The 6,498-nt window shown below is 65.0% G+C and carries 8 protein-coding genes and 1 pseudogene; 4 read left to right on the top strand and 5 right to left on the bottom strand.

Features of this window, described 5'->3' with window-relative positions:
• A partial coding sequence (locus A5780_RS19635) for a BlaI/MecI/CopY family transcriptional regulator (protein WP_197521802.1) occupies positions 1 to 147 on the bottom strand: 147 nt, incomplete at its 3' end.
• 167 nt (positions 148 to 314) lie between these two features.
• Positions 315 to 518 carry a hypothetical protein gene (locus tag A5780_RS19630; RefSeq protein WP_062965807.1) on the bottom strand — a complete coding sequence of 68 codons (204 nt, stop codon included), beginning with the start codon at positions 516 to 518 and terminating at the stop codon, positions 315 to 317.
• A gap of 401 nt (positions 519 to 919) precedes the next feature.
• On the opposite strand from A5780_RS19630, the gene A5780_RS19625 reads away from it, so the two are divergent.
• From A5780_RS19625 to A5780_RS19615, 3 genes are all read left to right on the top strand, one after another.
• Complete coding sequence (locus tag A5780_RS19625) at positions 920 to 1,294, top strand: BlaI/MecI/CopY family transcriptional regulator (protein ID WP_064909209.1); 375 nt, start codon at positions 920 to 922, stop codon at positions 1,292 to 1,294.
• A complete protein-coding gene (locus tag A5780_RS19620) occupies positions 1,291 to 2,253 on the top strand; it encodes a M56 family metallopeptidase (RefSeq protein WP_062965809.1) in 963 nt (320 codons plus the stop codon). Before A5780_RS19625 ends, A5780_RS19620 begins: the two co-directional genes overlap by 4 nt.
• 78 nt (positions 2,254 to 2,331) lie before the next feature.
• Positions 2,332 to 3,894, top strand: a complete 1,563-nt coding sequence (locus tag A5780_RS19615) for a multicopper oxidase family protein (RefSeq protein WP_062965810.1) — start codon at positions 2,332 to 2,334, stop codon at positions 3,892 to 3,894.
• 118 nt (positions 3,895 to 4,012) lie between these two features.
• Here A5780_RS19615 and A5780_RS40090 read toward each other — a convergent pair whose 3' ends face one another.
• The 3 genes from A5780_RS40090 to ccsB all read right to left on the bottom strand — a co-directional run bounded on the left by A5780_RS40090 (position 4,013) and on the right by ccsB (position 6,012).
• Positions 4,013 to 4,402 (bottom strand): hypothetical protein, encoded by a 390-nt coding sequence (locus A5780_RS40090; RefSeq protein WP_156769567.1) that lies wholly within the window; start codon positions 4,400 to 4,402, stop codon positions 4,013 to 4,015.
• 144 nt (positions 4,403 to 4,546) lie between these two features.
• Positions 4,547 to 4,819: a DUF2752 domain-containing protein gene (locus A5780_RS41115; RefSeq protein ID WP_167355036.1), complete on the bottom strand. Its 273-nt coding sequence runs from the start codon at positions 4,817 to 4,819 to the stop codon at positions 4,547 to 4,549.
• Positions 4,820 to 5,034: 215 nt separating this feature from the next.
• Positions 5,035 to 6,012, bottom strand: coding sequence for a c-type cytochrome biogenesis protein CcsB (ccsB, locus tag A5780_RS19600; RefSeq protein WP_062965813.1), 978 nt, complete (start codon positions 6,010 to 6,012; stop codon positions 5,035 to 5,037).
• Between the two features lie 218 nt (positions 6,013 to 6,230).
• Between ccsB and A5780_RS19595 the strand changes: the two are divergent.
• A pseudogene (locus tag A5780_RS19595) lies at positions 6,231 to 6,498 on the top strand (TlpA family protein disulfide reductase); the annotation flags it as partial.

Raw genomic sequence — 6,498 nt, 5'->3', positions numbered from 1 at the left:
GTTGTCCATCGTCGACATCACGGTGGTGTAGGCGATCTCGCGATCGCGGGCGAGGTCTTCGAACACCTCGCGGACGGTGATGGTGTTCTGCGCCGACCACACCCGGTCCATGATGACCGTTTCCAGCTCACCGAAACGATGTGCCATCGGTTGTCTCCTCGTCGTCGTGGGCATCCGGTGCGCGTGATCGCCGCGGCTAGCGCCCTGGGTACCGAACCCCTCGTCTGCTGCTCGCATACTATCCACGTACGTAGAACGCAGGTGGTCCGGGGCTTGCGGGTCCGCGTCGTCCGCAAGCTGCCCGGCAGGCCCGGTCATTCCGGTCGCCCCGCGTTCGCCGGGGCGCCGACGCCTTTGAGTTTGGCGATCTCGGACCGCAGCGCGGCGATTTCGTGGGCGTCGCCTGCCGACCCGGAGTCGGGCGCGTGTTTGCCGCCGCCGCGCATCATGAGCAGCATCATCAAACCCATCCCGACCGGGCAGGCCAGCAGGGCGACTGTGGACAGAGTTGGTGACATTGCAGAGCCTCCGATGTATGCGAGTCGCGAGGGTGGAGGCCCACCCTTAATACTAATTACGTACGTATATAGTACGGCACTGGTCCAGGCCGGTGCGATGTCGGCGTGGTCCGGAGGATCGAAGGGAGGTGAATCGATGAACCCGCTCCAGGCGATCTGCGCGATGATGTGCCGCATGATGGGATCCATGTAGGCCCGACGACGCCGGCCCGCTCGGTCGAATTCTCGCAGTGAACTTCCGATCGGGCCGGTGACTGGCCTCGAGTTTCCGTTTCGTTAACCAGGTTGAGCCTGGTGATACCCCGCCGTACGATCATTTCCTACGGTCTCGCATAGTAGGAAAGTCGTCGTCTTCGACTGTCGGCGGCGCGACCGAGTTCGCAAGGTGAGGAGATCGAGGGGTGAGCTCGCGAGGATTCGGAGACTTGGAATCGGTGGTGATGGATCGGGTGTGGGGCCGCACGGATTCGGTCACGGTCCGGGAGATATACGACGAAATGTCGGGGGAGCGCGAGATCGCCTACACCACCGTGATGTCGACGATGGACAACCTCCACCGCAAAGGCTGGCTCGAACGCGACAAGCACGGCAAGGCCTACCACTACCGGCCCCGCCTGAGCCGCGAGGAATACAGCGCCCAGCTCATGCGCGCTGCCCTCGACAGCGCACCATCGGATCTGGTACTGGCCCATTTCGTCGAGCAGATCTCCGAGGACGAATCGGTGACCCTGCGAAAGATGTTGCGGCGCTTGACATCGAAGAAGGACCGCGGGTGAGCCTCGCGGTCTGTGTGCTGCTCTACACCGGCATGGTTTGCGCGGTGGCACCACGCGTGCTGGCTCGGCTGACCGAGCGAGGCAATGCTCCCGCTGTCGGCGTGGCGGTGTGGCTCGTGGTACTCGCCAGCGTGCTCGCGGGCTGGGTCGCCGCAGCGGTCGCGCTGACTGCACAGGCGGTGCACGTATGGAGTCAACCGGGCCGCTCGGCACTGGGCGACTGCTTCACCGCCCTGCATTCCGTCGCGGTCGGCGGCCACGGCCGGCCCGCACAGGTGGTGGCGTTGACCGCGGCCGCGGGCCTGACGGCATTCGTCGCACTGTTGGGTGCGCGCACGGCGCGAGCACTCACTCGTGCGCGCACGACCAGCCGCGATCACGCCGAGTCGGCGCTGATCATCGGCCGACGGGTCGATGGGGTGGACGGCGTGGTCATCGATGCCCCGCAGAAGGCGGCCTATTGCGTTGCCGGGCCGACCTCCACCGTGGTGATCACCAGTGCCGCGCTCGCGGCACTGGACAAAACACACCTGGACGCCGTCCTGGCGCACGAGCGCGCACACCTCTCCGGGAAACACCATCTCCTTCTCGCGACCACACGATCGCTGGCGAAGTCGTTGTCGCGCATCAGGTTGTTCACCGTCGCCGAGATCCAGATCGCACGCCTGCTCGAGATGTGCGCCGACGACACAGCGGCCCATCACCACGGCCGCGACGCCGTCCTCGGCGCACTGTTGTCGCTGTCCAGCAATGCGGCGGTCCCCGCCAATGCGATGGGCGCCAGCAGCGTCGGGGTCGCGGCGCGGGTGGCGCGGCTCGCCCTACCCGAGAGCGCATCCGATCGGAACCGCAACCGCACCGGACTGATCTTGTTCGCCGCCGCAGTACTCATCGCGCCGGTGTTCGCCCAAGTTCTCACCGGCTACGGAGTCATCAACTGTATGCCCTTCATACTTTGACCGTTCCGCAATTACTCATCTCAGCATCGTCAAGGCTCACGCGACGCAGCACGACCACACCCACATTAGGGAGATGCCATGTCGAGCAGGAACTTCCCGCAGCCGCCCATGACGCGGCGCGGATTCCTCGCCCTGGGAACCGGTATCGCCACGGCCGCCGCCCTGGCCGCCTGTTCGAACAACTCCTCCAGCAGCCCAACCCTCGTCCAGCCCGACTCCGAGGCGGTCGAAGCAGCCGAAAACGCACGCCGCGCCGCCGACGCCCAAGTCCATCAGGTCGCCTTGCGGGCGGCGCCGACGACGATCGACCTCGGCGGAGTGCAGGTCCAAACCTGGTCCTACGACGGGAATCTTCCTGGGCGCGAGATCCGGCTCACGCGCGGGCAGGTCCTGCGCGCCGACCTGACGAACACGCTGCCCGCGCCGACGACGATCCACTGGCACGGGATCGCGTTGCGCAACAACATGGACGGAATGGTCGACCTCACTCAGGCGCCCATCGCACCCAACGGGGGAACATTCCGCTATGAATTCACCGTGCCCGACGCCGGCACCTACTTCTTCCACCCCCACGTCGGCGTGCAACTCGACCGCGGCCTGTACGCCCCGCTGATCATCGAAGATCCTTCCGACGGCAAGGATTACGACCTCGAGGCCGTTGTCGTTCTCGACGATTGGCTCGACGGCGTGAACGGTCGCAACCCCGATCAGGAGCTGAAGCAACTGCAGGACAAGGGGATGGCGGGCATGGGGGGCATGAGTTCCAGCGGCATGGATCACGGCACTATGCCGGGGATGAGCCTGGGCAACTCCACGCCCACCGACCCGAACGCGCCGCTGGGCTCCGACACCGGCGATGTCAAGGACTATCCGTACTACTTGATCAACGGCCGCATCGGTGCCGACCCGGTGACCTTCAGCGGAAAACCGCGCCAGCGGATGCGGTTGCGCATCATCAACGCTGGCGGGGACACCGCATTCCGCCTCGCGGTCGGTGGGCATCAGATGCGCGTCACACACAGCGACGGCTACCCGGTGCAGCCGGTGACGACGTCGAGCCTGCTGCTGGGAATGGGCGAACGCTACGACGTCGTTGTCGACCTGGCCGATGGCGTCTTTCCCCTGGTGGCGTCTGCGGAAGGTAAAGCGGGACAAGGATTTGCGCTGATCCGCACCGGCGGCGGCAATCCCCCTCCGGCAGATGTGCGGCCGGCGGAGCTGTCCGCGCCGCCGTTGACCGCCGACCGGCTCGTCGCGGTCGATGCCGTGCGGCTACCGAAGCGCGCACCGGACAAGACCCTGGACGTGTTTCTCGGCCAAGATATGAACAAGTATGTGTGGACGATCAACGGCAAGGCCTACCCCGACCACACACCGCTGGATATCACTCAGGGACAACGTGTTCGGCTGCGATTCGTGAACCAGACGATGATGTGGCACCCGATGCATTTGCACGGCCACACCTTTCAGGTCGTCAACGCCACAGGTACCGGCCCGCGCAAGGACACCTCGATCGTGCTGCCGATGCAGACTGTCGAAGTCGACGTTCAGGCCGACAATCCCGGTCAGTGGATGTTGCACTGCCACAACGTTTATCACGGCGAGGCCGGAATGATGACGGTGCTGTCCTACGTGCAATGAGCTGAACGGGCACCGGCGGCACGGGTGCGCCGTCCGGCAAGGCGCAGCTAGCGGAGGGTGTGCGTTACCTCATCGCGCCATCTCTACTCCGCCGGCCCACGGCAGAGGAAGTTCGAACTCAGTCGAGAGCCGAGATCAGCCCGAGGCAGGCGACGGCGAGACGGCGACATGCCTCGCCACACCTGGGGCCGACAATGCAGATATCACCGAGCTCGTCGCACTCGTCGCCGCATTCCACCGAGACGTTCACCGCCGAATCCAGCATCGGGCCGATATCTTCGATCAACCGGTCGCTGTTCGACAATGCGCAGGCGAGATCATCACAGACACCGGCACACAGGCGAGACGAACCAATGACGGATCGGTATTCCGCCGACCCCTGAGCGCGGCAGCACTCATCGGCCAGCTGCCTGCACAGCTGCGCGCATTCGCGACATCGCTGGAGGCATCGACACATCGCGTGACGACGCCGTCCAGCGGCGATATCGAGACGATCCGAGCGATCCATCCACGCCTGCTGCGCACCGAGCACCGCAGTCGACCAGAGCGCAGCACTGGGCGGGGATGAAACCCGGCCCTGAACTCCGCTCAACATACTATGCAGCTTAGTAGTTTGTGCGGGAAACTGAAGCCCTCAGCCCACCTGGCAGGCTCATCCGCTCCACGGTCCGGTGAGCAGGTTCGCATGCATCTGCTGGTTTACCTCCAATGCCAGCAGTGACACGATCACTGCAACCGCGACGATCCGCCGCGACGCCGAGAAGGAGAACCAGCGCCCTCTCACCAGGCCGACGAGGGCCCGCAGGACAACTGCCCCTACCACCGCCACAACTATCGGGACCGCGGGGTTGAATTCGACCGACCGCGCCAACTCGCCATGCAGGAGGAGATACACCGATCGCGTGCCGCCCCAGGCCGGGTCCATGATCCCCCACCTATGCAACGGGCCGTGCAAGTCCGCGGCGGGGACTCCGGCCACGGCGAGCACGGCAGCCGAGAGCGCGAACACGCAGGCACCCACGGTCAGCCACGGAGCAGTATCTCGATCGACCCACCGGATCCGATCGCGTAGTGGCCGGTGCCGCACAGGTACTTCTCGCTCGCGCATGCGATATTCCTCGATCACCCGACGCAGGCGTGTCAGTTCAATCCAGCATAGGAGTGCAGGCCCGAGACCACGATGTTGATGACGAACAGGTTGAACAGCATCGCGACCAGACCGGCGACGTTGATCCACGCGGCCCGGTCACTGCGCCACCCACTGGTGGCGCGTGCATGCAGGTAAGCCGCGTACAGCACCCAGGCGATGAACGAGGTCGTCTCCTTGGGGTCCCAGCCCCAGAATCGTCCCCATGCGGCCTCGGCCCAGATCGCGCCGAGTATAACCCCGGCACTGAACAGCGGGAACGCGAAAACGGTGGTCCGGTACGCGACCCGGTCGAGGATTGCCATATCGGGTAGCCGTTGGGCGAATCGCCCCAGGAGCCCGGTCGACTCGCCGAAGCGGCGACGCACCAGGAACAGCGCGCTGGCCATTCCCGAGATCAGGAAGACCCCGCTGCCGGTCGAGACGATCGATACGTGGATCGCGAGCCAATACGACTGCAGCGCCGGCACTACCGGAGCGGCCGTCGCGTAGAGCAGGTCCCCGGCGATGAACATCAGGATCAGCACCGCGAAGAGGGCGAAAACCCACAGTCGTCGCAGCATCGGACCGCGCAGAGCCACCACACCGGCCAAAACACCTGCGGCGCAAGCAATCGAGATGAACTCGTACATATTGCCCCACGGCGCACGATGAGTGGCCACGCCGCGCAACACGATCGAGGTCACGTGCAGCCCGAACCCGACCAGGACGACAGCGAAACCCATCCTCCCGAGTCGATCGTCGAACGACCGAGCGCCGGGTTGGGCAATCCGTCCAGGAAGTCCGGAGGCGCCCGACGATGCAGCCGGCCCACCACCTACAGGTACCGGAGCCCGCGCCGGTGACACCTCGGCCGGCACGCGCGAGCGCGCGAGTTCGGCCGCAAACAGCACAGCGGCAATCAAATACACGACGAATGCCGATCGGAACGCCAGATCGCTGTAGTAGGACAGGCTGGGGTCAATCGGCATCTCACACACCCAATCACTCGTGAATCAAGGCGCTGGACCGACGACGGTGGGGTCGCGGCGCAGCGGCAACGCGGAGTTGTTCGCGCCTCGGCGGTGCTCGACTTCGCACCCTCAGGATGCGAACGCCTACCGCAATATACTATGCCATCTAGTACGAGATGAAGTAGTAGATAGGCATCGAATATGTGCCTGTCATGCGACAACGCCCGGGAAAGACTATGTCCAGACGACTGCGAATCCTCGCTTCGGCCGCCCTCACCGCAGCGGCGCTGATCGTTGCGGGCTGCGGAACGACCGGCAAGATCGCCGCGACCAAGACCACCGAGGTGCCCCACGGCACCTTCGACTTCGTCTCGAGTAGCGGCAACCCCGCGCACTACTACGACCCACCGAGCGCCCGCGGCACCATCGGCGATCTCACCGGCCCGGACGTCGTCCGCGACACCACGATTCACGTATCGGACTTCCCCGGCAAGGTCGTCGTGG

It is taken from the genome of Nocardia sp. 852002-20019_SCH5090214, assembly GCF_001665865.1.
Lineage (GTDB): Bacteria > Actinomycetota > Actinomycetes > Mycobacteriales > Mycobacteriaceae > Nocardia > Nocardia nova.
Note: the sequence above shows the minus strand (reverse complement) of the source record. Positions and strands in the feature narration are given on the sequence as shown.

Coding starts and splice junctions, on each gene's coding strand:
- A5780_RS19630 (WP_062965807.1), bottom strand. CDS start 518: ATGTCACCAACTCTGTCCACAGTCGCCCTGCTGGCCTGCCCGGTCGGG.
- A5780_RS19615 (WP_062965810.1), top strand. CDS start 2,332: ATGTCGAGCAGGAACTTCCCGCAGCCGCCCATGACGCGGCGCGGATTC.
- A5780_RS40090 (WP_156769567.1), bottom strand. CDS start 4,402: ATGGATCGCTCGGATCGTCTCGATATCGCCGCTGGACGGCGTCGTCAC.
- A5780_RS41115 (WP_167355036.1), bottom strand. CDS start 4,819: ATGGACCCGGCCTGGGGCGGCACGCGATCGGTGTATCTCCTCCTGCAT.
- ccsB (WP_062965813.1), bottom strand. CDS start 6,012: ATGCCGATTGACCCCAGCCTGTCCTACTACAGCGATCTGGCGTTCCGA.